This window comes from Labrys sp. 22185 (genome assembly GCF_052045555.1).
In the GTDB taxonomy this organism is placed as follows: domain Bacteria; phylum Pseudomonadota; class Alphaproteobacteria; order Rhizobiales; family Labraceae; genus Labrys; species Labrys neptuniae.
The window spans coordinates 1-23,068 of the sequence record NZ_JBQEPH010000031.1 but is presented as its reverse complement, the minus strand read 5'-3'; the positions used below and the strand labels follow the sequence as shown (position 1 = coordinate 23,068).

At 64.8% G+C, this 23,068-nt stretch carries 21 protein-coding genes; 9 read left to right on the top strand and 12 right to left on the bottom strand.

The features are described from left to right. Positions 1-41: 41 nt before the first annotated feature. Positions 42-1,595, bottom strand: coding sequence for a Ppx/GppA phosphatase family protein (locus tag ACTJKX_RS31950; RefSeq protein WP_440727727.1), 1,554 nt, complete (start codon positions 1,593-1,595; stop codon positions 42-44). A gap of 133 nt (positions 1,596-1,728) precedes the next feature. Further along, a complete protein-coding gene (locus ACTJKX_RS31945; RefSeq protein WP_440727726.1) occupies positions 1,729-2,622 on the bottom strand; it encodes a LysR substrate-binding domain-containing protein in 894 nt (297 codons plus the stop codon). A 103-nt stretch (positions 2,623-2,725) separates the two neighbouring features. Between ACTJKX_RS31945 and ACTJKX_RS31940 the strand changes: the two genes are divergently transcribed. Continuing rightward, complete coding sequence (locus ACTJKX_RS31940; protein ID WP_440727725.1) at positions 2,726-4,018, top strand: MFS transporter; 1,293 nt, start codon at positions 2,726-2,728, stop codon at positions 4,016-4,018. A gap of 21 nt (positions 4,019-4,039) precedes the next feature. Here the strand turns inward: ACTJKX_RS31940 and coaA are convergent, their stop codons facing one another. From coaA to hisB, 7 genes are all read right to left on the bottom strand, one after another. Next, complete coding sequence (coaA, locus tag ACTJKX_RS31935; RefSeq protein WP_082979986.1) at positions 4,040-4,993, bottom strand: type I pantothenate kinase; 954 nt, start codon at positions 4,991-4,993, stop codon at positions 4,040-4,042. A gap of 29 nt (positions 4,994-5,022) precedes the next feature. Further along, complete coding sequence (locus tag ACTJKX_RS31930; protein WP_311939105.1) at positions 5,023-5,340, bottom strand: phosphoribosyl-ATP diphosphatase; 318 nt, start codon at positions 5,338-5,340, stop codon at positions 5,023-5,025. Further along, positions 5,337-6,122 (bottom strand): imidazole glycerol phosphate synthase subunit HisF, encoded by a 786-nt coding sequence (gene hisF, locus ACTJKX_RS31925; RefSeq protein ID WP_394312657.1) that lies wholly within the window; start codon positions 6,120-6,122, stop codon positions 5,337-5,339. The genes ACTJKX_RS31930 and hisF overlap by 4 nt, the downstream gene beginning before the upstream one ends. A gap of 210 nt (positions 6,123-6,332) precedes the next feature. Beyond that, on the bottom strand, positions 6,333-7,073 hold the full coding sequence (gene hisA / locus ACTJKX_RS31920; RefSeq protein ID WP_440727724.1) for a 1-(5-phosphoribosyl)-5-[(5-phosphoribosylamino)methylideneamino]imidazole-4-carboxamide isomerase: 741 nt from the start codon (positions 7,071-7,073) through the stop codon (positions 6,333-6,335). After that, entirely contained in the window at positions 7,061-7,711 is a 651-nt protein-coding gene (gene hisH / locus ACTJKX_RS31915) for an imidazole glycerol phosphate synthase subunit HisH (RefSeq protein WP_440727723.1), read from the bottom strand. Before hisH ends, hisA begins: the two co-directional genes overlap by 13 nt. Further along, a complete protein-coding gene (locus ACTJKX_RS31910; protein WP_440727722.1) occupies positions 7,708-8,238 on the bottom strand; it encodes a DUF2628 domain-containing protein in 531 nt (176 codons plus the stop codon). The genes hisH and ACTJKX_RS31910 overlap by 4 nt, the downstream gene beginning before the upstream one ends. Before the next feature lie 4 nt (positions 8,239-8,242). Continuing rightward, entirely contained in the window at positions 8,243-8,836 is a 594-nt protein-coding gene (gene hisB, locus ACTJKX_RS31905) for an imidazoleglycerol-phosphate dehydratase HisB (protein WP_367623799.1), read from the bottom strand. A 309-nt stretch (positions 8,837-9,145) separates the two neighbouring features. Here hisB and ACTJKX_RS31900 point away from each other — a divergent pair, with 309 nt between their 5' ends. From ACTJKX_RS31900 to ACTJKX_RS31865, 8 genes are all read left to right on the top strand, one after another. Next, a complete protein-coding gene (locus ACTJKX_RS31900) occupies positions 9,146-10,366 on the top strand; it encodes a serpin family protein (protein WP_394312651.1) in 1,221 nt (406 codons plus the stop codon). 123 nt (positions 10,367-10,489) lie between these two features. Continuing rightward, entirely contained in the window at positions 10,490-11,431 is a 942-nt protein-coding gene (gene gshB, locus ACTJKX_RS31895; protein WP_311939118.1) for a glutathione synthase, read from the top strand. A 162-nt stretch (positions 11,432-11,593) separates the two neighbouring features. Then, positions 11,594-11,920: a DUF2853 family protein gene (locus ACTJKX_RS31890; protein ID WP_311939179.1), complete on the top strand. Its 327-nt coding sequence runs from the start codon at positions 11,594-11,596 to the stop codon at positions 11,918-11,920. 547 nt (positions 11,921-12,467) lie between these two features. Then, positions 12,468-14,075, top strand: a complete 1,608-nt coding sequence (locus tag ACTJKX_RS31885; RefSeq protein ID WP_068293074.1) for an ABC transporter substrate-binding protein — start codon at positions 12,468-12,470, stop codon at positions 14,073-14,075. Between the two features lie 81 nt (positions 14,076-14,156). Continuing rightward, positions 14,157-15,173, top strand: coding sequence for an ABC transporter permease subunit (locus ACTJKX_RS31880; RefSeq protein ID WP_311939120.1), 1,017 nt, complete (start codon positions 14,157-14,159; stop codon positions 15,171-15,173). Continuing rightward, positions 15,163-16,095, top strand: coding sequence for an ABC transporter permease (locus tag ACTJKX_RS31875; protein ID WP_440727721.1), 933 nt, complete (start codon positions 15,163-15,165; stop codon positions 16,093-16,095). Before ACTJKX_RS31880 ends, ACTJKX_RS31875 begins: the two co-directional genes overlap by 11 nt. Positions 16,096-16,117: 22 nt before the next feature. Next, positions 16,118-17,104: an ABC transporter ATP-binding protein gene (locus ACTJKX_RS31870; RefSeq protein ID WP_394312646.1), complete on the top strand. Its 987-nt coding sequence runs from the start codon at positions 16,118-16,120 to the stop codon at positions 17,102-17,104. Next, positions 17,104-18,060 (top strand): dipeptide ABC transporter ATP-binding protein, encoded by a 957-nt coding sequence (locus ACTJKX_RS31865; RefSeq protein WP_311939126.1) that lies wholly within the window; start codon positions 17,104-17,106, stop codon positions 18,058-18,060. The genes ACTJKX_RS31870 and ACTJKX_RS31865 overlap by 1 nt, the downstream gene beginning before the upstream one ends. 173 nt (positions 18,061-18,233) lie before the next feature. On the opposite strand, the gene ACTJKX_RS31860 is transcribed toward ACTJKX_RS31865, so the two are convergent. The 3 genes from ACTJKX_RS31860 to ACTJKX_RS31850 all read right to left on the bottom strand — a co-directional run. Then, positions 18,234-20,756 carry a caspase family protein gene (locus tag ACTJKX_RS31860; protein WP_440727720.1) on the bottom strand — a complete coding sequence of 841 codons (2,523 nt, stop codon included), beginning with the start codon at positions 20,754-20,756 and terminating at the stop codon, positions 18,234-18,236. Between the two features lie 153 nt (positions 20,757-20,909). Beyond that, the gene (locus ACTJKX_RS31855; protein ID WP_440727719.1) at positions 20,910-22,811 is read right to left on the bottom strand and encodes a caspase family protein; all 1,902 of its coding nucleotides are present in this window, start codon (positions 22,809-22,811) and stop codon (positions 20,910-20,912) included. Positions 22,812-22,855: 44 nt separating this feature from the next. Continuing rightward, positions 22,856-23,068: caspase family protein (locus tag ACTJKX_RS31850; protein ID WP_440727718.1), on the bottom strand; the 213-nt coding region annotated here is incomplete at its 5' end.

Sequence of the window (23,068 nt, the reverse complement as noted above, 5' to 3'; positions counted from 1 at the left end):
ACATCACGGCCGATGAGCCAGTCGCCGGCGCTCTCCGAAAGTCAGACGTCCTCGGCAAGCTCGGTGATCTCCGAGAACTTGACCCCGGCCGCGGCAGCCAGCAGGGACAGGCGCTCGCTTACCGCCTCGCTGTCCGGCACGCGGGCCGAACGGCCGACTTCCAGCCGCAGGCGGTTCGAGCCGATCGACAGGCGCGAATTCGCCAGCACGGCGGGCGTGCCGCCGGACAGGCGATAGGCCACCAGCAGGGCCCGTCCGAGGATCTCGGCACGGCGGCGTTCCGCCGGCGACAGCAGTTTCAGCGCCCCGGCGAGATAGGGGGCGTCGAGCCGTCCGGCGTGGCGGGCGTGAAGCGCGATGGCCAGGAAGGCTCGCTCCGGGTGGTCCAGGCCGATGAAGGGAAATTGCAGCACGCGGCGGTGGCTTTCCTCCGCCCGGATGTCGGGATGGTCGCGCCAGCCCAGATCCGAAAGCGCGCACAAGGTGACGCGCAGGCGCTTTTCGGCCGGGCTTTCGTCCGCGAACAGACCCTCGGTCCAGGCAACCAAAGCGGGCGGAAAGTCGGGGACGCGCGAACCCGGCAGCCCGATCAACTGGGCACCCTCGACCAGCGGATCGAGATAGCGCTCCTCGGCATCGAGTTGCGAATAGAGCCAGCCTTCCCGCAGGCCGAGTGCGGAGAACACCACCTCGTCCGGCGCGAGATATTTGAGCACGCGGTCCAGCACCAGGGCGGCGGCCGGCATGGTGCGGGCGCGCCGACGCGATATGCCCGGCAATTCGGCGATCTTGGCGAGGGGCAGGCGCAGCAATGTCTTGGCAAAAGCGCGGGCCTCGCTCGCCGGGATGCGGTAGCCATGCACCACCGGGACCGGCGCGGCATGCATTGCCATATGGGCCTTGGCGAAGGTCCGCCAGCCTCCGCCGACCGCAAAGAAAATCGGCTGCTTCAGGAAGGAAGTCGGCGTCTTCTCCTTCAGCAGCGCATCGATCCGCCGCTTCGCATCGTCCGGACCCTGCATCAGCGCTTCGACCGGCAGGGCTCCCAGGGGGAAGCTGACCCAGTCCTCGCCGACCCGGTCATCCAGGGCAGCGGCCAGTTCCAGGCTGCCCCCGCCCATGTCGCCGACGATGCCGACGGGACGGTGGAAGCCGGAGATCACGCCGAGCGCCGCAAATCGGGCCTCTTCGGCGCCGCTGAGGATACGCACATCGATGCCCGCCTCCGTCCGGATGGCCTCGACCAGGTCCTTGCCGTTCTCGGCCCGGCGCACCGCCTCCGTCGCGGTGGCATCGAGACGGGCAACGCCCATGGCGTCGGCCACGGCGCGGAAACGGCGCACGGCCTCGACCGTCCGGCGGAACCCCTCGACGGAGATCAGGCCGGTCTGCGCCAGGCCTTCCCCGAGACGGCAGAGCGATTTTTCATTGAAACGCGGCAGCGGGGCGCGGCCGAGCTGGTCGTAGACCACGAGGCGGACCGAATTGGAGCCGATGTCGATGATGCCGTAATGGGCCCGATCGAGGCGTCCCGCCCGCTTTGGATCGAGGTCGAGCGGGCGATGAATGGCTGCCGTGCCGGTGCTGGTCCCCATGAAGCGCTCCCCAATGCATGCCGGGAATCTGGTGTTGGTCCCAGAATTGCGTGCAAGGGATCATGGAGGAACCGGGCCGCTTCGTCCATCCGCAGCGGTGAGTGGAACATGGCCCATCGCCGGGAACGTCTTTTCAGATCCGCTCGCCCGTCAGCCGGTGGGCGAGCATCTCGATGAAGAGACGGGTCCGTGCCGGGGTGCCGACATTGGCGGGCCAGACCGCACTCACGGGGGTCGGTGGCGGCTCGTAGTCCGTCAGAAGCAATTCCAGCTGGCCGTCATCGACCTCTTGGCGCACCTGCCAGAGCGGTGCGATGCCGATGCCGGCACCGAGAAGGACAGCGGCATTGGCGGCGGCGGCGTCATTGCATTTCAAGGGGCCCTTGACCGGGATGCGCACAAGGCCGCCGTCGACCAGGAAGGGCCAGGCATCGCCCTCCGGTCCGATGGTGCGGATGACGCATAGATGCGTCGAGAGATCGGCGGGGGTACGCGGATAGCCGTGCCGCATCAGATAGGCAGGGGCAGCCACGATGACACGGCGAAGCTGCGTGATTCGGCGGGACCGCAGGCTGGAAGCGCCGAGATCGCCAACCCGGATCGCGACGTCCAAGCGCTCCTCGATCAGGTGGGAGAGGGCGTCGTCGAGCACGAAATCGATCTCGACTTCCGGAAAGCGCTGGGCGAATGCCACCGCGGTCGGCACCACGAAGCGAGAGGCAAAATGGATCGAGGCGCTGATACGGAACAGGCCGCCGATGCGTTGCGCCTCGCGCCGGGCTTCCGACCGGGCATCGTCGATGTCCTTCAGGGCGGCGCGCAAGCGCTCGCGCAGGACCATCCCGGTCGGCGTCGTCTGCAGGCGCCGCGTCGTTCGCCGGATGAGCTCGACACCCAGTTCCTCCTCGAGCGACGCGATCGCCCGGCTGACCGCCTGCAGGGATCGGTTCAGATGATGGGCAGCGGCCGTGAGGCTGCCGCGTTCGACCGTCTCGACGAAGGCTTCATATTGCTCGATGCTGGCCATATTATCACAAAATTCGGAATAATTATTCAATAATAATAGCTATTATCACTCCATTAGGATGGATGCAAAATCGCACCTGATCTTCGCATCGGGAAACAGCGCCATGTCTTCCATCTCGACGTCTTCCATCTCGACATCTTCCGTCTCGACCACCGAGGCGGGACCGACGCCGGCCGAACCGGTTTCCGGTCTGCCCGCCGGACTCACATTCCTGTTCGCTGTCTCCGTCGCGATCGCCGTGCTTGGTCTTTTTGCGTCGCAATCGCTCATCGGCCTGATTGGCCCTGCCTTCGATTTCAGTGCCAGCGAAGCGGGGTTCGTCACCACGCTTACCTTGCTCGGTTACGCCAGCGGTCTGTTTCTCCTGGTGCCTCTGGCCGACATCGTCGAAAATCGAAGCCTGATCGTCGCGACGCTGGCGGTCGAGGCAGTCGCCCTGGCGGCTGTCGCCTGTGCGCCGACACCAGCCTTGTTCCTGGCTGCTTGCTATGTCTGCGGCCTGGCGGCGAGTGCCATCCAGATGATGGTGCCGGCCGCTGCCCAGTTGAGTTCGCCCGCCTGTCGCGGTCGGGTCGTCGGCAATGTAATGAGCGGCCTGATGATCGGCATTCTGCTCTCGCGGCCTGCCGCCAGTCTCGTGGCGGAGATCGCAGGCTGGCGCTGGTTCTATGGCGGCCTTGCCGTTCTCGTCGCCGTCCTTGCGGCGATCCTGGCCTTCGTCATCCCACGCCGTCAGCCGGCGGGCGCCGTGAGCTATGCGCGGCTGATCGGGTCGCTGTGGACGATACTGCGCCAGGAGCCGGTATTGCGGCGGCGTGCGACCTACCAGGCGCTATGCATGGGTGCCTTCGGCGTGTTCTGGACGTCTGTGGCGCTTCGTCTCGCTCAGGCCCCCTTTGGTCTCGGCCAGACCGGAATCGCCCTGTTCGCTTTCGCCGGTGCTGCGGGTGCCGTGGTGGCGCCGCTCGCCGGACGTGCGGGAGACAAGGGGAGGACGCGCGGCGCCACCCTGCTCGCTCATCTCGCCGTGATCGGCGCCATGGTCCTGGCCGAGATCGGCGGCGACTTCCTGGCGCGCGGGGCATCGCCGGGAACGTTCCATGGCGCGCTTGCGACCTTGGTCGCCGCTGCGGTTCTGCTCGACCTTGGCGTCGTCGGCGACCAGACCCTGGGGCGGCGCGCCATCAATTTGTTGCAGCCGGAGGCGCGCGGGCGCGTCAACGGCCTGTTCACGGGTCTGTTTTTCATCGGGACGTCGACAGGGGCGGGGCTGTCGGGCTTTGCCTGGGTCCATGCCGGTTGGCCGGGTATATGCGCGGTGGGCGCGGCCTTCGGCGTCGCCGCGCTCATCACCTTTCTCACGGAGCAGGCCGGGGGCGGCGCCTCTCGAGGCTGAATGGCTCGCTTCTGCCGCTCGTCACAGCTTGCGGAGCGAGACCTGCTCGATGTCGTGGCTGTCGCCCTTGCGCAGGATCAGGTCGGCGCGCGGGCGGGTCGGCAGGATATTCTCGATCAGGTTGGGCTGGTTGATGCGGCTCCACAGGCCGAGGGCGGTCTCCAGCGCTTCGGCCTCGGTGAGGTCGGCATATTTGCGGAAGAAGGAGAGCGGATTGCGGAAGGCCGTCTCGCGCAGGGTCATGAAGCGCTCGACATACCAGCGCCTCAGCAGCGCCACCTCGGCATCGAGATAGATGGCGAAGTCGAAGAAGTCCGAGGTGAAGGGGATCGCCTTGCCGTCGCGGGGCAGGCGGGCAGGCTGCAGCACGTTGAGCCCTTCGACGATCAGGATGTCGGGCTGGTCCACCGTGACGATCTCGCCCGGCACCACGTCGTAGACGAGGTGGGAGTAGACCGGCGCCGTGACCTTGCCCTGGCCGGCCTTGATGTCGGCCAGGAAGCGCAGCAGGCGCTGGGTGTCGTAGCTTTCCGGAAAGCCCTTGCGTTCCATCAGGCCGTGTTCGCGCAGGAAGGCGTTGGGGAACAGGAAGCCGTCGGTGGTGATCAGGTCCACCTTCGGCGTGTTCGGCCAGCGCGTCAGCAATTGGCGCAGTACGCGGGCGGTGGTCGACTTGCCGACAGCGACCGAGCCGGCCACGCCGATGAGATAGGGCACCTTGCCCTGGCTGGTGCCGAGAAAGCGCTGGGTGGCGCGGTGCAGGCCCTGCGTCGCCGCGACATAGAGCGAGAGCAAGCGCGACAGAGGCAGGTAGATTTCCTCGACATCGGTCAGCGAGACCGGGTCGTTGAGGGCGCGCAGGCGGTCGAGCTCGGCCGCCGTCAAGGTCATCGGCGTGTCGGCCCTCAGCTTGGCCCATTCGCTGCGGGTGAACACCGAATAGGGAGACACGGGCGACTTCACGAGCTGGTCCATGGCGTTTGCCTGCCCCTCAACTGTCGGCGTCATCGAGGACGGGACGCTTTTTCGGCAAGGCCGGATTGGCCGGTGCGCCGCTCGAGCTCCTGCAGGACCGCAGCGAGCGGGATGTCGCGCGCCTTGAGGCCGACGAGCAAATGATAGAGCACGTCGGCGGCTTCGGCGACGATCGGGCCTTCCTCGCCCTCGGTGAGGGCGATGACGAGTTCCACCGCCTCCTCCCCGAACTTCTTGGCGGCACGTGGCGGTCCGCCGGCCAGCAGCTTGGCCGTCCAGGACTGCTCAGGCGGCGCCTTGGCCCGTTCGGCCACCCGGGCTTCGAGATCGGTCAAGGAAAAGCTCATGCTGCCAATCCGTCGAGACGCATCGGCAGCCCCGCTTCGGCCATATAGGTCTTGGCCTGCCGGATCGAGAAGGTACCGAAATGGAAGATCGAGGCGGCGAGAACCGCGCTGGCATGGCCGTCGCGCACGCCCTCGACCAGATGTTCGAGCGTGCCCACGCCGCCCGAGGCGATCACCGGCACGCCGACCCTGTCGGCGATCGCACGGGTGAGATCGAGGTCGAAGCCGATCTTGGTGCCGTCGCGGTCCATGGAGGTAAGCAGCAATTCGCCGGCACCGAGCCGCACGACATCCTCGGCGAAGGCGACGGCGTCGATGCCGGTCGGGCGGCGCCCGCCATGGGTGAAGATCTCCCAGCGGGCTGCCTCGCCTTCGGTCGAGACCCTCTTGGCGTCGATGGCGACGACGATGCATTGCTGGCCGAACTTCTCGGCCGCACGGGCTACGAACTGCCTGTCGGCGACCGCGGCCGAATTGATCGAGACCTTGTCGGCGCCGGCGAGGAGAAGCTGGCGGATGTCCTCCACCGCGCGCACGCCGCCGCCGACGGTGAGCGGCATGAAGCAGGCCTCGGCGGTGCGGCTGATCACGTCGAGCAGCAGGCCCCGGTTCTCATGGGTGGCGGCGATGTCGAGGAAGCACAATTCGTCGGCGCCGGCCGCGTCATAGGCACGCGCGCTCTCGACTGGATCGCCGGCATCGACGAGATCGACGAAATTTACGCCCTTGACGACACGGCCGTCCTTGACGTCGAGGCAGGGGATCACGCGGGCTTTGAGCATCGACCTTCTTGACCGAGATTGCGGGCCGTTGGTGGCACCATGACAGAATTATAGAGGAAAATCACGAGAGGATGGTCATCCTGTGCGCGATGCAACATGAAATGTTGCGGCGCAGACACGGGACCGTTTCCAGAATGAAACTCATTCGGCACGCTCTCCCATGTCTGCAGCGCATCACTGCGTGCTGCAGACATGGGATGACCCGCCCTCTCAGGCCCCCCTGCTCAACAGGGCGAGAGCCTCATGCGGATCGAGGCGGCGGTCATAGAGCGCGCGGCCGGCGATGGCGCCTTCGAGCAGGGCGGCATCGGGCTGCACCAGGCGTTCGACGTCGGCGATCGAGGCAAGGCCACCCGAAGCGATCACCGGGATCGAGACGGCCCGGGCCAGGGCCAGCGTGCCGTCCCAGTCGATGCCCTTGAGCATGCCGTCCCGCGCGATATTGGTGTAGATGATGGCGGAGACGCCGGCATCCTCGAAGCGTTTGGCGATTTCCTCCGCGGTCACGGTGGAGACCTCGGCCCAGCCCTCGACCGCGACGAGGCCGTCGCGCGCGTCGAGACCGACGGCGATCTGTCCCGGAAAGGCCTTGGCAGCTTCCTTGACGAAGGCGGGATCGCGTACGGCGGCGGTGCCGATGATCACCCGCGCGATGCCCTTGTCGAGCCAGGCCGCCACGGTCGTGAAGTCGCGGATGCCGCCGCCGAGCTGCACCTTCATGGTGCAGGCGGCAAGGATGCGCTCCACGGCTGCCGAATTCATCGGCTTGCCGGCGAAGGCGCCGTCGAGGTCGACGACGTGGAGGTGGGAAAAGCCCATATCCTCGAAGGCGATCGCCTGTTCGGCCGGATCGTCGTTGAAGACGGTGGCCTGGGCCATGTCGCCCTGGACGAGGCGCACGCAGCGCCCTTCCTTGAGATCGATTGCAGGAAAGAGGATCACGGGCGCCACCGCAGGAAGTTGGCGATCAGGGCCAGGCCGAGGGCCTGGCTCTTTTCGGGATGAAACTGGGTTCCCACCATGTTGGCGCGGCCGATCATGGCCGTGACCTGGCCGCCATAATCGGCCTCGGCAATCACGTCGGCCGGATCGGCAGCCGCCAGATGATAGGAATGGACGAAATAGGCGTGCAGGCCGGAAGGACCGGTCGGGATGCCGGCAAGGAGAGCGTGCTCACGCCTGGCGGACAGGGTGTTCCAGCCCATATGCGGCACTTTGAGAGCGGGATCCGCAGGCTGGATCGCCTTGACGTCGCCGCCGATCCAGCCGAGCCCTTCGGTGGTCTCGAATTCGAGCCCGCGTTCGGCCATCAGCTGCATGCCGACGCAGATGCCGAGGAAGGGGCGTCCCTTGGCGGTCACGGCATGGCCGAGCGCCTCGATCATCCCTGATACGGCGCTCAGGCCGCGCTTGCAGTCGGCATAGGCGCCCACGCCCGGCAGTACGACATGATCGGCGCCGGCCACCCGCTCGGGATCATCGGTCACTTCGATGGCGACGGGCAGGCCGGCTTCGGCTGCGGCGCGTTCGAAGGCCTTGCGGGCGGAATGCAGATTGCCCGAGCCATAGTCGATGATGGTTGCGATCAAGGCTTTGTTCCATGCGGTTCGGGAAAGACGCCGAGCACGTTCGGCGAGCCGCTGTTCCGGCCCAGGGCCGAGGACCAGGGGCCGGGGAATTCCTGTCCGGGAGGGTGCGTGCCTGCCGTCGGCGGGTTCCGGGCAGCCGGAACGGCGAGGGAACGACCTTCGAAATGGCGCTGTTCGGCTTCCGCGAGGGTATGGCCGGAGGCGATGCCGCTGAAGCGCCAGCCCTGGCGGCGCATGGTCCAGGCGCGCAGGGCATTGGCCTCCAGGGCAAAGCACAGGCTGACCAGCAGGGAGACGATTCCGGCGGCACGCTGGTCCAGGGAGAACGCCGATGTCAGCACGGCGAGCGCTACCTGCAGCCCCAGCCAGGCCAGGAAGACCAGCCACATCCTGCGCCACAGCAGCCAGACCGGCGTGACCAGAAAGGCGCCGAAGCTGAAGCCGTCCTTGACGAAGACGGATTTGTCGGCGGCCTCCAGCGTGTCGGGAGCGTTCTTGGCGGGCTCGAAAACGAACCAGCTCGGCATCGTCTCAGCCTCCGAGCTTGCCCTTGGTGGTCGGCAATTGGCCTTCCAGGCGCGGGTCGATGGCGACAGCCGACTTCAGGGCGCGGGCCAGCGCCTTGAAACAGCTTTCGGCGATGTGATGGGCATTCGAGCCATAGAGCGTCTCGACATGCAGCGTGATGCCGGCATTCATGGCGAAGGCCTGGAACCATTCGCGCACCAGTTCGGTGTCGAAGGTGCCGATCTTCTCGCGCGGGAAATCGACCTTGAACACCAGGAAGGGGCGGCCGGAGATGTCGATGGCGGCGCGTGTCAGCGTCTCGTCCATCGGCAGATAGGCATCGGCATAGCGCGTGACGCCCTTGAGGTCGCCCAGCGCCTTGCGGATGGCCTGCCCGAGGGCGATGCCGGTATCCTCGACGGCATGGTGGTCGTCGATATGCAGGTCGCCCTTGGTGCGCACGGTGATGTCGATCAGCGAATGGCGCGCGAGCTGGTCGAGCATATGGTCGAAGAAGCCGACGCCGGTGGCGATGTCGTGCTTGCCTGTGCCGTCGAGTTCGACGGTCACGGACACCGACGTTTCATTGGTGACGCGCTCGATCGACGCGCTGCGCATGACTGACCCCGCTGGAACCTTGTGCCGGAAGGCGCTGGCGACTTTCGGCATGGGCGATGCAACGACAAGGAGGGCGCGGGCCGGGTTCGAAGGTCGAGCCTGGCCACACCCCGAGAGGCAGCCTTATAGCGGGGCGGCGGGTGCGGGGAAAGCCCGTATTGTGCGGTGCATTCACGCAGAAAGGTGCTCTGCGATACAGCGCGTCCATGGCATCATGCTTAACTGGGGCAGTGACCGGGCATTGGTGCCCGTTGAGGAGGATGGGGCATGGGCCGCCGCGCTGAGTTTGCAGTATCGAGGAGAGCCTTGATGATCCTTGGCTTGCTCGCCGCCATGCCATTGCCGGCGGAGGCTGCGCCCAAGCCCAAATCGAGCGACGCCAGATCGACGGATGCGAAGCCGGCCGAGAAGGCGAAATCGGCTCCGAGCGCCGTGTCCCAGGCCTCCGCCCGCTTCGGCTTCGACCTCCTCGTTGCGCTGGGCAAGACAGCGGCAGGCGAGCCCAATCTCGCGGTTTCTCCGGCCAGCCTCGCCGCCGCCTTCGCGCTGCTCGATCTCGGGGCCAGCCCGAAGCTCCATGCCGCGCTGCTCAAGACGCTGCGGCTCGAAGGCAAGGCCGGCGATTTCGCCAAACTGCGCCAGGCCTTGTCGCCCCTGATCGCGGGCGGCAAGGACGAAAGCCCGCTGACCGGTATCGGCGCGGTCTATTTCGACCGGGAGGCCACCCCCAAGCCGGCCGCTTTGGCGAAGCTGAAGCAGGCGGGCGCAACGGTGGAGGTCACCGATATCGCCAGTCCGGCAACGCGCGATGCCATCAACGCCCTGGTCAAGGAGCGCACGCGCGGCCTCATTCCCAGCCTCATCGACAATCCCCTGCATGGAGGCAGCCTCGTCCTGCTTAACGCCCTTCATTTCAAGGATGAGTGGCGCATGGCCTTCGATCCCGCCCAGACCGGCGAGGCCGATTTCCATCGTGCCGATGGCGGTCCGGCCAGGGTGGCGATGATGCATTCGGGCTCGGCGTCGCGGCTGGCCCGCCAGGAGGGGCGCTTCGTCGGCGTTTCCCTGCCCTACCGCACCAAGGGCTACGCGTTGATCCTGATCACCACAACGGACAAGCCGGCCGGCCTTGCCGATTTTTCGGAAGTTTCGGGCTGGCTGACGGGGGAAGGGTTCGCCGAGACGACCGGCACCGTCGCCCTGCCGCGCCTCACCATCAAGGCCGGGGGCGACCTCAGGGCCAGCCTGGACGGCCTCGGGCTCGATCCGGCCGCGGGGGCGCCGGACGCGCTGCGCCAGTTCTCGGCCAAGCCGCAGAAGATCGACGAGATCATCCAGAAGGTCGCCATCGCCATCGACGAGAAGGGAACCGAAGCGGCGGCGGCCACGGCCATCACCTCCCGCAGCCTTGCCGACAAGCCTGAGCTCGCCTTCGTCGCCGACAAGCCCTTCCTGTTCGCCTTGCGTGACGAGGCGAGCGGCCAGACCCTGATGGCCGGCTATGTCGGCGACGCATCCAAGGCGCAATAGGGCGCACGGCGGCCCGCCTCTTTTTTTATAATGATCCTCCTCGGCGTCTGTTGCGGCGCGGCGTCGACAGCTATCTAACTAGCAGTCCTTTTTCGAGACCCTGGAAATCCGAGGAACTGCCTGATGAAGCTCAACGTTGCCGTGCAGATGGACCCGATCGAGCGCATCAACATCAAGGGGGATTCCACTTTTGCCCTGATGCTGGAGGCCCAGGCGCGCGGCCATTCGCTGGCGGTCTATACGCCCGATACCCTGTCCCAGCGCGACGGCATCGTCTCCGCGCAGGTCAGGCCGGTCACCGTGCAGGATGTCGAGGGCGATCACGTCAAGGCCGGCGCGGAAAGCCGTACCGACCTTTCCGGCTTCGACGTGGTGCTGCTGCGCCAGGACCCGCCCTTCGACATGGCCTATGTCACCACCACCCACATGCTCGAGCGCATCCATCCCAAGACATTGGTGGTGAACGATCCCTTCCACGTGCGCAACGCGCCGGAGAAGATCCTGGTCACCGAGTTTCCGGACCTGATGCCGGCCACGCTGATTACCCGCGACCGCGTCGAGATCGAAGCCTTCCGGGCCGAACATGGCGACGTCGTGATGAAGCCGCTCTATGGCAATGGCGGTGCGGCCGTGTTCAAGGTGAGCAGGCAGGATCCGAATTTCGGCTCGCTCTACGATCTCTTCGCCTCTCTGTCGCGCGAGCCCTGGGTCGTGCAGCATTTCCTGCCCAAGGTCTCGGAGGGCGACAAGCGCATCATCCTGGTCGACGGTGTCGCTGCCGGCGCCGTCAACCGGGTGCCGCAACCGGGCGACATTCGCTCCAACATGGTGCGCGGCGGCGCCGCCAAGCCGACCGACCTCTCGCCGCGTGAACGGGAAATCTGCGAACGAATCGGACCGACCCTGCGCGACAAGGGCTTGCTGTTCACGGGAATCGACGTGATCGACGGCCATCTCACCGAGATCAATGTGACGTCGCCGACAGGTCTGCGGGCGATCAAGCGGCTCGGTGGCCCGGATCTGGCCGCCCAGATCTGGGATGCGATCGAGGAAAAGCGCCGCTGAGTGTCTTTTGCGTGCATTTCTGTGCGGCTTCCGTAGGGAAAGCCGCACTTTGCGGTGGCGCCTGCGGGCAAATCATGCCCTAATATTCCACGGTTGTTTCGACCAGCAAATAACTGTGTCCGATGCATCGTGATCCAGGAGGAATGCACGCCGATGTCTGATCTGGCTACCTATGTCGCTGATATCAAGAAATACACGTCCAGTGTGAACGAAGCCGCTGCTGCCGGCATCGTGAAGCATCTCGGCATTGCTCTGCGTAATCGTGATTCTTCGCTCGTTGCCGGCAAGGACCCTACCGAACTTGCTCGTGTCCGCGACAGCTTCCTCAAGAAGAAGCTCGCCTTGACGGATGCCGACGACAAGCTTGACGCGGCCGTTGCCGCAGTGATCGAGAAGCTCAAGGCCGACAATTCGAAGTCGCGCGTGACGGTCTATTATCTCCTCGCCGAGCACTTCAAGAAGCTCGACCTCTTTGTGAAATCCGCCTGATTCTTGCCGCGGCGCGTCCATCGCGCCGCTCGCTCGGGTAACTTTATGTTACAGAAAAGCCCCGTGGAATAGCCGCGGGGTTTTTCGTTGGTGCTTCCTGATACAAAAATTACAAACGCCACGAAAATGTCAGATTCCGATTGCCGAAAACGCATAAAAAGGCTTCCATACGCGCCAACTGGGCAAGGGGCGTAACGTCGGGTATGGTTTGGAGCTAGATGAGGCCAAAAATGGCCGGACGAGAGGCGCAGGCACGGTCGGGACATGCATCCCGGGAGGCGGAGCGGCGCTGCGGAAAGCCATTCATCGCCTCACCGCCTTCGGTGGCGCTGTGGCTTTGGCCGATGAGCAGATCGTTTCAGCCATGGGTTTGGCCCATGGCGGGCGTAACAAGTCGGAAGGCTTGCGTCCTCGAACCTCTTCTCCTCGGCTCGAAACGCCTCTGTCTGGCCTGAAACGATGACCGGCGGCGCGCCCTCAATGCCCGTTCGGCGTTTGCGTTCGCTTGGAGGCGGACGGAACAATGCACCATGACAGTGGGGAACAAATGTCAAAACTGCTGAAGACAGGCCTTCTGGCGGCCGGCTTTGCCGCGTTGCTGGGAACGACGGCAATGGCCGCGACCAAGACGCTGGTCTATTGCTCGGAGGGAAGCCCCGAGAACTTCACCCCGGCCCTGAACACCACCGGCACCTCGCTTGACGCCGCCCGGCCGGTCTACAACCAGCTCGTGGAATTTACGCCGGGCACCACCGACCTCCGGCCTGGCCTCGCTGAGAAGTGGGACGTTTCCAAGGACGGCACCGAGATCGTCTTCCATCTGCGCAAGGGCGTGAAGTTCCACTCCTGGAAGGGCTTCAAGCCGACGCGCGACTTCAACGCCGACGACGTCCTGTTCTCCTTCAATCGCCAGTGGAAGGATGACAATCCTTATCACAAGGTTTCGGGTGGTTCGTACGACTACTTCAACGACATGGACATGCCCAGCCTGTTGAAGTCGATCGAGAAGGTTGACGACTACACCGTCAAGATGACCCTGACCAAGCCGAACGCGCCTTTCATGGCCAATCTCGGCATGGATTTCGCGACCATCCAGTCGGCCGAATATGCCGACTACCTGCTCAAGGCCGGCACGCCCGAGAAGTTCGACCAGGAGCCCGTCGGTACCGGCGCCTTCCAGTTCGTCGCCTATCAGAAGGACGCGGTGATCCGCTACAAGGCCTTCCCGCAATATTGGGCCGGCAAGGTCAAGCTCGACCAGCTCGTCTATGCGATCACGCCGGATGCAGCCGCCCGCTATGCCAAGCTGCAGAAGAACGAATGCCAGGTCATGGTCGGCCCCAACCCCGCCGACCTCAAGTCGATGGAGGCCAACAAGGACATCAAGGTCCTGACCAATGAGGGCCTGAACGACATGTACTTCTCCTTCAACACGGAGAAGCCCCCGCTGGACAAGAAGGAAGTACGCCTGGCCCTGGCCAAGGCGATCAACCTGAAGGCGATCCTCTCGGACGTCTATGAAGGCAGCGGCAAGCCCTCGACCACGCTGATCCCCTCCTTCATGCTGGGCTACAACGACAAGATCCCCGAATACGGCTATGACCCCGAAGCTTCAAAGAAGCTCCTGGCCGACGCCGGGGTGAAGACCCCGATCGACATCGACCTGTGGTACATGCCGGTCTACCGGCCCTACAATCCCAACGGCAAGCGCATGGGCGAGCTGATGCAGGCCGATCTGGCCAAGATCGGCGTCAACGCCAAGCTCGTCACCTATGAATGGGGTGACTACCGCAAGCGTCTGCAGAACGGTGAGGCTACGCTGCCCCAGATGGGCTGGACCGGCGACAATGGCGATCCCGACAACTTCTTCTTCCTGTTCGCCTGCGACATCGAGAAGAAGAAGCCCGTCAGCCAGAACTATCCGCGCTGGTGCAACAAGGACCACCAGGAGCGCCTGGAGAAGGCCCGCGCCAGCTTCGACAAGGCCGAGCGCACCAAGCTCTACCAGGAGATGCTGCAGATCGCCCATGACGAGGTTCCCTATCTGAACATCGCCCACACGGTGGTCTACACGCCCGTTCGCAAGAACGTCGAAGGCTTCAAGCCCTCGCCGCTCGGCCGCTTCGAGTTCTTCGATACCGACCTGAAGAAGTAATCACGCTTTCAGGCTGCCAGGTCTTCATCGGCCTGGCAGCCTTTTTGTATCCTGTTTTCTACTGCTGACCCGCGAGCGCCCATGCTGACCTTCCTGCTCAAGCGTGTCGCCATGACCGTTCCGACCTTCATCGCGCTGGTCGCCTTGGCATTCTTCGCCATTCGAATGGTTCCCGGCGACCCGGTCGAAGTGCGTGTGGGCGAAAGAGGTATTTCGCCCGAGCGCCTGGCCGAATTCCGTCACCAACTCGGTCTCGACCAACCTGTCTACGAGCAGTTCGGCCGCTATCTCTGGCAACTCCTGCATGGTGATTTCGGCACCTCCATCGTCACCCAACGGCCGGTGCTGACCGAGTTCTTCACCCTCTTTCCTGCCACGGTGGAACTGGCCTTCGCAGCCATGATCTTCGCCGTCGGGCTCGGCATTCCCTTCGGAATCCTTGCCGCCCTGCAGCGCGGCAAGTTCGCCGACTACATTGCCACAGCCTTCGCCGTGATCGGCAATTCCATGCCGATCTTCTGGTTCGGCATCCTCCTGATCCTACTGGTTTCCCTCAAGCTCGATCTGACGCCGGTCGGCGGGCGTATCGACACGGCGTTCTATTTCGACGAGGAAACCAGTACCGGCTTCATGCTCTGGGACGCCTTCTGGTCCGACCAGGAGGGCGCGGTCTGGTCTGCGCTGCAGCATCTCATCCTGCCCGCCATCGTGCTCGGCACCATCCCTCTGGCGGTGATCATGCGCATCACGCGCTCGGCCATGCTGGAAGTGCTGAACGAGGACTATGTCCGCACCGCCCGGGCCAAGGGATTGTCGCCGCTGCGGGTGATCGGCCTGCATGCCCTGCGCAATGCCATGATCCCGATCGTTACCGTGGTCGGCCTGATGATCGGCATGCTGTTCGCCGGCGCGGTGCAGACGGAATCGGTGTTCTCCTGGCCCGGCGTCGGCAAGTGGCTGATCGATTCCTTCTCGCGCCGTGATTATCCGGCGCTCCAGGGCGGCATCCTGATCATCGCCATTCTCGTCACCTTCATCAATCTCTTCGTCGATCTGCTCTACGGCGTCATTAATCCAAGGATTCGCCATGGCCGCTGACACGCAAGCCGCGGCGGCAATCCGCCCGGCCAAGCCGCCTTCCGCCACTGCCGAGATCTGGGACTCGCTCAAGCAGAACAAGGGCGCTGTCGCGGGCCTTGTCGTGCTCGTCCTGGTGGTTCTCGTTGCCGTTTTTGCTGATTTTCTGGCCCCCTACGCACCCTATAATGCGCCGGGCTGGCCGGATGCCGGCCATCCGGGCCATGTCGGCCAGCCTCCGGCCTGGGTCGAGGGTGGCAGTTGGGAGTTCATCCTCGGCACCGACAAGAGCGGCGGTCGTGATGTGCTTTCGCGCCTGATCTATGGTGCCCGCTACTCGCTCGGCATCGGCCTGACCGTGATGGCGGTCTCGATGCTGCTCGGCGTGATCCTGGGGCTGATCGCGGCCTATGTCGGCGGCTGGTTCGACTTTGTGCTGATGCGGCTGATGGACCTGATCATGTCCATCCCGGATCTGGTGCTTTCCATGGTGATCGTCGCCATTCTGCAGCCCGGCCTGGTGCCGACGGTCGCCGCTATCACCATCGTCTTCCTGCCGCGCTATGTGCGCATCGTCAGGGCAGCCGCCCTCGGGGAGTTGTCGAAGGACTATGTCACCGCCGCCACGGTCGTGGGGGTCAAACCGCCCCGGCTCCTGTTCCGCACCATCCTGCCCAATTGCATGGCGCCGCTGATCGTGCAGGCGACACTCGGCGTCTCCGATGCCATCCTGCAGGCGGCGGCACTGGGCTTCCTCGGCATGGGTGCGCAGCCGCCCATCCCCGAATGGGGCGCCATGCTCTCCGACGTGCGCCAGGACATCCAGAGCGCGCCCTGGCTCGCCATCGCGCCCGGCATCTGCATCCTGATCACCGTGGTCGCCATCAACCTGTTTGGCGACGGTCTGCGCGATGCGCTCGATCCCAAGTTGAAGCGAGGGTAGACATGTTGGGGCAAGAATAGACATGGCGCTGCTCGAAATCTCCAATCTCACCGTCGAATTCCAGGTCAAGCACGGCTTCTTCCGGGCCGTGGACGGGGTCTCGCTCACGATCGATCCGGGCGAGATCGTCTCCATCGTCGGCGAGTCCGGGTCCGGCAAGTCGGTCGCCATGCTGGCGCTGATGGGCCTCTTGCCCAAGACGGCCCGCATCACCGCCGACAAGCTGGCCTTCAACGGGCTGGACCTGCAAAAGATCACGCCGCGCGAACGGCGCAAGATCATCGGCCGCGACATGGCGATGATCTTCCAGGAGCCGATGACCTCGCTCAATCCCTGTTTCACGGTCGGCTTTCAGCTCACCGAGGCCATACGCGCCCACCTGTCGATATCGCGGCGCGAGGCGCGGGATCGGGCGGTGGAACTGCTGAAGGCTGTCGGCATCACCGATCCGGCGCGCCGCCTGTCGGCCTTCCCGCATCAGATGTCGGGCGGCATGAGCCAACGCGTGATGATCGCTATGGCGATCTCCTGCAATCCCAAGCTGCTGATCGCGGACGAGCCGACGACGGCGCTCGACGTCACCATCCAGGCGCAGATCCTCGATCTTCTGGTCAAGCTGCGCGAGGAACGCGGCATGGCCGTGGTGCTGATCACCCATGACATGGGTGTCGTCGCTGAAACGGCCGAGCGCGTGGTCGTGCAATATGCCGGCCAGCAGGTCGAGATGGCCAAGACGGGCCCCTTGTTCCACACCCCGCGCCATCCCTATACATCAGCCCTGCTGGCAGCCTTGCCGGAGCGGGCCACCTCGCAGATCCTGCCGTCGATCCCCGGCGTGGTGCCCGGCCAGTATGACCGTCCCCGCGGTTGCCTGTTCTCGCCGCGCTGTTCCTATGCCACCGATGAATGCCGCGCCGCGCCGCCCAAGCGGGCCGGCGTGGACTATAACCAGGCCTTGTGCATCCACCCGCTGACTGGTGGCGAAGCGGCCCGCATGGAGGCCGTGTGATGGCAGTCCTCGTCGAAGCGCGTGATCTCGCGCGCTCCTATGAAGTCAAGCGCGGCATGTTCGGCGGCACGGCGACCGTCAAGGCGCTGGCCGGCGTGAGCTTCACGCTCGATGCCGGCAAGACGCTGGCGGTGGTGGGTGAGTCCGGCTGCGGCAAGTCGACCCTCGCGCGTTTGCTGACCATGATCGAGCAGCCCAGTGCGGGATCGCTGACCATCGGTGGCATCGATGTGAAGCTGGCGACGGCGGAGCAGCGCAAGACCCTGCGCCGCGAAATCCAGATCGTGTTCCAGAACCCCTTCGGCTCTCTCAATCCGCGCCAGACCATCGCGCAGGCGCTGGAGGAGCCCCTGCTGGTCAACACCAGGATGAGCTCGGGCGAACGGCGCGAAGCTGCCCTTGCCATGATGAAGCGGGTCGGCCTGCGTCCCGAGCAGGCGCTGCGTTATCCGCACATGTTCTCAGGCGGCCAGCGCCAGCGCATCGCCATCGCCAGGGCCCTGATGCTCCGACCGAAGATCCTGGTGCTGGACGAGCCGGTCTCGGCCCTGGACGTCTCGGTGCGCGCGCAGGTGCTCAACCTGCTCGCCGAACTGCAGCAGGAGTTCAAGCTCGCTTATATCTTCATCAGCCACGACCTGTCGGTGGTGCGCCACATCGCCGACGACGTGATGGTGATGTATCTGGGACGGGCGGTCGAGATGGGCACGCGCGACGCCCTGTTCTCGGCGCCGCAGCACCCCTATACCAGGGCACTGATGTCGGCGACGCCGCAGGCCGATCCCGACCGCAAGCGCGAGCGCATCGTGCTGCAGGGCGAGTTGCCCTCGCCCTTCGCCCCGCCGACGGGCTGCGCCTTCAATCCACGCTGCCCGATCGTCAAGCCGCATTGCCGGGACGAACGACCGGGCCTGGAGCTGAAGCACGATCGCCTGGTCGCCTGTTTCGAGGTCTGAGGGCGCGCGCGCCGGCCCCCCTCATCCGGCTGCCGCCACCTTCTCCCGCAAGGGGAGAAGGGACCTCATTTGGCACGGCCTATTCCCATTCAAGCTCCTTCTCCCCCTGTGGGAGAAGGTCCCGGCAGGGGGATGAGGGGTGAAGCTCTCCTCTCAAAGCGCACTCCCACTCCCTACTTCCCCGGATTGAAGAAGAAGTCCTCGCCCGGCAGGGAACCGTAGGTGAAGGGCTCCTGCTGGCGTTCGGTCGCCTTCATCACATCGTCGCGCACCAGGCGGAAGAGCTTGCCGATCTCGACATTGGGCTTGCGCAGATTGGTGTCGAGCGCGGTGACGAAGGGCGAATTGCCATCCGCCCCGTCCAGCGCCACCTGGCCGGCCTTGGCGGCATAGACAACCAGGCTCGCGCCGTCGGGCTCGACGCGGCTGAGGCCGCGCGTGACGGCCCGCGTCGCGCTCTTCTTGGCCATCGAGCCCTCGAAGGGATTGTTGCGGCAAGCGTCGAGGATGACCAGGCGCAGCGACTTGGCGCCTTCGCCCGCTGCCATCACCCGGTCTAGCGGTACGGCTTCGAACAGGATGTCGCGCTCCTTCTCGAGCTTGGCGTCGACCGGGATGAGGTAGTTGACATTGTCGACCTCCATGCCGTGGCCGGCATAATAGACGACGGCCCAGTCGGCCTGCGCCGCCTTGTCCGAGAATTCCTGCAGGGCGCGGTTGAAGCCCTGGACGTCGAGGTCCTCCACCAAAGTGACGTCGCTGAAGCCGATGCTGCGGAAGGTCTCGGCCAGCCGCGCCGCGTCACGCTTGGGATTGGGCAGGGGGCTGGTGCCGGTATAGGCACCATTGCCGATGATGAGGGCGATACGCCTGCCCATCGACACCGGTGCCTGGGCCGGCGTCGAAGTTGCCGGCGTGGCCTGTCCGGTCGCCGGCGGATTGGCGGACCCGAACTTCTGCACCAGCGCCTGCTTGGCCTTTTCCAGGCCGGCGGCTGCCAGCGGATTGGAGGGAAACTGGCGCAGCATCGCCAGATAGTCGGCGGCGGCGAGGTCGGGCTGGCCGGCAGCGAGATAGGCATCGCCGCGCTGGCGCAGGATGAAGCTCTTGCGCCCGAGGCTGATGGCCTGGGTATAGTCGACGATGGCTGCGGCATAGTCCTGCTTTGCCGCCTGGGCCAGCCCGCGCGCGTGGAAAGCTTCGGGGGATTGCGGCGTGGTCGACAGGAAGCGCGTCGCATCGGCGATGGCACCATCCGGGTCGTTGCCATAGGCCTTGGCCATGGCGCGGTACATCAGGCTATAGGCATTCTTGCCGGGATCGGCCGTCAGTTCATCGTTGGCGGAATCGACGGCGCGGCTCAGATCCGATGCGGCCTCGTCCTTGCGGCCGAGCTCGAGCAGCGCCACGCCGCGATTGAGGTAGTCGGGGGTGGCGGCCTTGCCGCCGGCGACCACCGAGGTGATGTTGTCGACGCTTTCCTGCAGACGACCGAGCCTGAGGGCGGCGGAGGCGCGGTAGCTCAGCAGTTCCGTCCGAGTGGGTTTCAGGCGCAGGGCCTGGTCGAAATCGGCAATGGCCTGGGCATTGTCGCCCTTGGCGAAGCGGGCATAGCCACGCCCCGAGAAGGAGAGATCGTCATCCTGGCGCAGGGCAATGGCTTCGTTGTAATCGGCGATGGCCTTGTCGTAGTCGCCCTTGAGGTAGAAGCCCCAGCCCCGGTTCGAATTGGTGACGGCCAGCGTTTGGGGCAGGAGCAGATCACCCACCGCCAGCACGTCGCTGCAGGCCTTGACGATGTCGTCGGCCACCTTGGCCTGTCCGCAGAGCTGGCGATTGGCCCTGAGATCGGCGATCTCGGAAAGCGGCGCCTCCGCTGCTGAGCCACTGTCGTCGTCATCCAGCCGCAGCGAGCCGATCATGACCCCAAAGGCATCATAGGCCTCGAACATCTCCACCATCTGTGTGGTGTCCTTGCCGGTGTCGGCGTTCCAGCGGATGATCATGCCCCGCGCCGAACCGTCGGCGCCCTTGATGAAGCGGGCATAAAAGCCCAGGCTGTCCTTGGTGCCGAACAGCACGAAATAGGTGGGGTTACGCCCCGCCCGTGCCTTGAACAGCTTGGCCTGGACGATTCGGGTCACCTCCGGCGTGGCCTTCATAGCCTCGAAGCGCCCCTCGAATGGCATGTCTCCTGCCGAAAAGGCCTGTAGTTCCACGCTCATGTCCCAGCGTGGCGCCCGCAGGCGCAGGCCCGTCGGCGTTTCCTCGCGGGCCGGCAGCAGCGAGGCCGGATAGTCGATGGTCATGCCCTGGGCACTGGCGGTCCTGAAGTCGAGCAGAGCTTTCTGCTTGGCCGCCTTGGTGCGGGCGAGCTTGATCAACTCGGGCGAGGGAATGCTGTTTTCCTCGAGCGGCTTGATGTTCAGGCTTCTCAGATTGTGTGATTGGAAATTCCGGATCGCGACGAAGGTCGCTTCGTCAAAACTGCCCCAGAGGGGGAAATTGGTGAGGCTGTTGTAGCCGGTGTTCCACGACAGGTCGGATTGCAACTGGCGCAGTTGCGTGCTGCTCAATTGATCGCCGATCCTCTTGGCTTTCTCGAAGCGGGCATAGTCGATGATCTGCGCCGCGGCCGGAGTGGCGATGGCCAGCGTCAGCCCGATCAGGGCGGCGATCGTCTTCAAGCGCAACATTGGGGAACCCCGGATCGATAGGTTTGGCCAAGATTTTGATCGTCAGGCCGCAGGGGCCTGAGCTTGGGCGCATTCCTGCACCTTGGAGCTTCTCGCCATAGCTGCGGGAGGCTGCAGTTCCCTGGAGAACATGGATGGTCCACACCCCAGCCCTCACCCCGGATTGAAGATGAAGTCTTCGCCGGGCAGGGAGCCATAGGTGAAGGGCTCCTGCTTGCGGTCGGTCGCCTTCATCACGTCGTCGCGCACCAGGCGAAACAGCTTGCCGATCTCGACGCCGGGCTTCTGCAGGTTGGTGGTGAGGGCGGTGACGAAGGGCGAGTTGCCGCCACTGCCGTCGAGGGCGACCTCGCCGGCCTTGGCGGCATAGACCACGAGCGTACCGCCATCCGGCTCGACCCGGCTGAGGCCGCGCGAGACGGCGCGTGTTGCCGTCTTGCGGGTCATGTTGGCCAGGAAGGGATTGTTGCGGCAGGCATCGAGGATGACCAGACGCATGCCCTTGGCGCCTTCGCTGGCAGCCATCACCCGATCGAGCGGCACGGCCTCGAAGGTGACGTCGCGATCCGAGGCGAGCTTGGCATCGACCGGCACCAGATAATTGGTGTTGGCGATCTCGATGCCATGGCCGGCATAGTAGATCACCGCCCAATCGGCCCCGTCGGCCTGGCTGGCGAAGTCCTGCAGGGCGCGGTTGAGGCTGCGGAAATCGGTGTCTTCAGCCAGTGTCACCTCGGCAAAGCCGATCTTGCGCAGGGTGTCGGCGACCTTGGCGGCATCGTTCTTCGGGTTCGGCAGGGCGGCGACATTGGCGTAGTTGGAATTGCCGATCACCAGGGCCACCCGGCGGCCGAGCTCGGCTTTGGCCTGGGCTGGCGGGGCGCCGCCGGTGGCCGGGGCACTGTTACTCTGTGGCGGCGTGGCGGAAGCCTGCAGCTTGGCGGCCATGGCCTGCTTGGCCTTTTCGAGCCCGGTCATGGCCAGGGCGTTCCCGGCTATCTGGCTCAGCTGGGCCTGATAGTCGGCGATTGCCAGTTCGGGCTGCCCAGCGGCCAGATAGACATCGCCGCGCTGGCGTAGGATGAACAATTTCTTCCGATCCAGATTGATGGCCTGGGAAAAATCGGCCAACGCATCCCGGTAGTTCCGTTTGGCTGCATAGGCGAGGGCCCGGGCTTGAAAGGCATCGGCGGTCTGGGCCTGGGTCGACAGATAGCGGGAGATATCGGCGACGGCGCCGTCCGGATTGTCTCCGAGCGCCCGCGCGAAGGCGCGGTCGACATACCAATAGGCCTCCGGCGTACTGGTTCCTTCGATCTTTCCTGTGGCAAGCGCTTCGGCCTTGGCGAAATCGGCCTTTGCTTCGTCCGCTTTACCCAATTCGATCAGAGCAAAGCCGCGATGGGTGTAATCGCCCGGGATGACATTGTTTCCTCCCTTCTCGATCTGAAAGGTGAGGTCGGTGACAGCCTCGTTGACCCGGCCCAATCTCAGCAGCGCCACGCCACGGTAGCCGTGAACCATGGCATTGTCGGGTGCCGTGCGCAGGGAGGTATCGAAGTCGCCAAGTGCCTTTTCATAATCGCCGACGTCGAAATAACTCCTGCCACGGTCGGCATAGTCTCCTGCGCCCTTCGCTCCCTTATTGACCGCCTCTTTGAAATCGGCGAGAGCCAAGTCGTTCTTGCCCTGTTTTCTGTAGAGGAGCGCGCGTAGCGTATAGTGTTTCGCCGATTGAGGGGTGAGAGCCAGCCCCTTGGTGACATCGGCAACCGCCGGGTCGAATTGCTGTAGCTTGGTATAACCGATCGCGCGGCTATAGAGCACCATAGCGCGGTTGGGTTTCGACAATTGCTTCTCGCCGGCGGAGAGGGCGGCCGTGCAGGCTGCGACGTTTTCGTTGCCATCCTTGGCCTTGAAGCAGATATCGATATAGCGCTGCAGCTCGGTGGCCGTGAGTTTCGTTTGCCCCTGGGCCGTCGTGGCGGCGGCCAAGCTCGTGCCGAGGATCACGGCAAGGAGTGTTCCGAGAATGGGCGGTTTCAATCGACGCATTGCGGCGGTTTCCGGTTTCTCACTCCGACTCATGCCTGTTGTCCTCAGCCCGGATTGAAGATGAAATCTTCGCCGGGCAGGGAGCCATAGGTGAAGGGTTCCTGCTTGCGGTCGGTCGCCTTCATCACGTCGTCGCGCACCAGGCGAAACAGCTTGCCGATTTCGATGCCGGGCTTCTGCAGGTTGGTGGTGAGGGCGGTGACGAAGGGCGAGTTGCCGCCACTGCCGTCGAGGGCGACCTCGCCGGCCTTGGCGGC

What these genes read in the sequence shown, in the direction of transcription:
- ACTJKX_RS31950 (WP_440727727.1), bottom strand. Translation starts at nt 1,595, where the DNA reads ATGGGGACCAGCACCGGCACGGCAGCCATTCATCGCCCGCTCGACCTC.
- ACTJKX_RS31945 (WP_440727726.1), bottom strand. Translation starts at nt 2,622, where the DNA reads ATGGCCAGCATCGAGCAATATGAAGCCTTCGTCGAGACGGTCGAACGC.
- ACTJKX_RS31940 (WP_440727725.1), top strand. Translation starts at nt 2,726, where the DNA reads ATGTCTTCCATCTCGACGTCTTCCATCTCGACATCTTCCGTCTCGACC.
- coaA (WP_082979986.1), bottom strand. Translation starts at nt 4,993, where the DNA reads ATGGACCAGCTCGTGAAGTCGCCCGTGTCTCCCTATTCGGTGTTCACC.
- ACTJKX_RS31930 (WP_311939105.1), bottom strand. Translation starts at nt 5,340, where the DNA reads ATGAGCTTTTCCTTGACCGATCTCGAAGCCCGGGTGGCCGAACGGGCC.
- hisF (WP_394312657.1), bottom strand. Translation starts at nt 6,122, where the DNA reads ATGCTCAAAGCCCGCGTGATCCCCTGCCTCGACGTCAAGGACGGCCGT.
- ACTJKX_RS31910 (WP_440727722.1), bottom strand. Translation starts at nt 8,238, where the DNA reads ATGCCGAGCTGGTTCGTTTTCGAGCCCGCCAAGAACGCTCCCGACACG.
- hisB (WP_367623799.1), bottom strand. Translation starts at nt 8,836, where the DNA reads ATGCGCAGCGCGTCGATCGAGCGCGTCACCAATGAAACGTCGGTGTCC.
- ACTJKX_RS31900 (WP_394312651.1), top strand. Translation starts at nt 9,146, where the DNA reads ATGATCCTTGGCTTGCTCGCCGCCATGCCATTGCCGGCGGAGGCTGCG.
- gshB (WP_311939118.1), top strand. Translation starts at nt 10,490, where the DNA reads ATGAAGCTCAACGTTGCCGTGCAGATGGACCCGATCGAGCGCATCAAC.
- ACTJKX_RS31885 (WP_068293074.1), top strand. Translation starts at nt 12,468, where the DNA reads ATGTCAAAACTGCTGAAGACAGGCCTTCTGGCGGCCGGCTTTGCCGCG.
- ACTJKX_RS31880 (WP_311939120.1), top strand. Translation starts at nt 14,157, where the DNA reads ATGCTGACCTTCCTGCTCAAGCGTGTCGCCATGACCGTTCCGACCTTC.
- ACTJKX_RS31875 (WP_440727721.1), top strand. Translation starts at nt 15,163, where the DNA reads ATGGCCGCTGACACGCAAGCCGCGGCGGCAATCCGCCCGGCCAAGCCG.
- ACTJKX_RS31870 (WP_394312646.1), top strand. Translation starts at nt 16,118, where the DNA reads ATGGCGCTGCTCGAAATCTCCAATCTCACCGTCGAATTCCAGGTCAAG.
- ACTJKX_RS31865 (WP_311939126.1), top strand. Translation starts at nt 17,104, where the DNA reads ATGGCAGTCCTCGTCGAAGCGCGTGATCTCGCGCGCTCCTATGAAGTC.
- ACTJKX_RS31860 (WP_440727720.1), bottom strand. Translation starts at nt 20,756, where the DNA reads ATGTTGCGCTTGAAGACGATCGCCGCCCTGATCGGGCTGACGCTGGCC.
- ACTJKX_RS31855 (WP_440727719.1), bottom strand. Translation starts at nt 22,811, where the DNA reads ATGCGTCGATTGAAACCGCCCATTCTCGGAACACTCCTTGCCGTGATC.